The organism is Psychrobacter sp. 1Y4 (genome assembly GCF_051847555.1).
This window is the reverse complement of record NZ_JBPYDE010000862.1, coordinates 1-588: the sequence shown is the minus strand read 5'-3', so window position 1 is coordinate 588 and position 588 is coordinate 1. Positions and strand designations below refer to the sequence as shown.

Sequence of the window (588 nt, the reverse complement as noted above, 5' to 3'; positions counted from 1 at the left end):
CAATGGCTCAAGCTGCCCAGCCAAATCAGGATCAAAGCCAGCAACCAGCTGTTTGAGCTGCATCAGTACTTTGTAATCGCCCGCGATTGGTAAGTTACCCTCCGCGCCGCGCATTAGATTGAGTAGCTGCGCTGGATTATCTACAGTAATGGTACAGTCCGGACGGCTATGACCGAAACGGGCACGCTCCATACTGGCTTTTTGACGCTCATTCATCTGACCTCTTGGCTCAAATACGCTGTCTGTCGTGACTGGCTCAAAACGCAAACGTTCATGAGTGAACAATACGTCCAAATGAATATCAGGCATGCCCATATTGAGACGCAATACTTTACCAGCAAGCGGCGCTAACCCTGCCTTGGTAATCTCGTCACTCGCAATGGCAATGTTAATCAGCTTTTCGGCACCAGCCAATAGTAAGACAGTCAGCATAAGGCTCTCGCATCATTAAGTGAGCGCCTTTGAGTCAGCGCGTAGTATGTTGGGTTCAATATGGTATTGCTAATTGTACTTTGATTTTAAGCTTTAAAACCACGATGTACAGCGACAATGCCAGCAGTCAGGTTATGATAATCACAGTTCTCAAAT

General features: G+C 47.1%; 1 protein-coding gene and 1 pseudogene. Both read right to left on the bottom strand.

The genetic code is table 11. The features are described 5' to 3' along the window. Window positions 1-432, bottom strand: a pseudogene (locus ACS8FC_RS19285) (hypothetical protein); the annotation flags it as partial. Between the two features lie 86 nt (window positions 433-518). Further along, window positions 519-588, bottom strand: a 70-nt coding sequence (locus ACS8FC_RS19280) for a hypothetical protein (RefSeq protein WP_439297975.1), incomplete at its 5' end; no start/stop codon positions are given.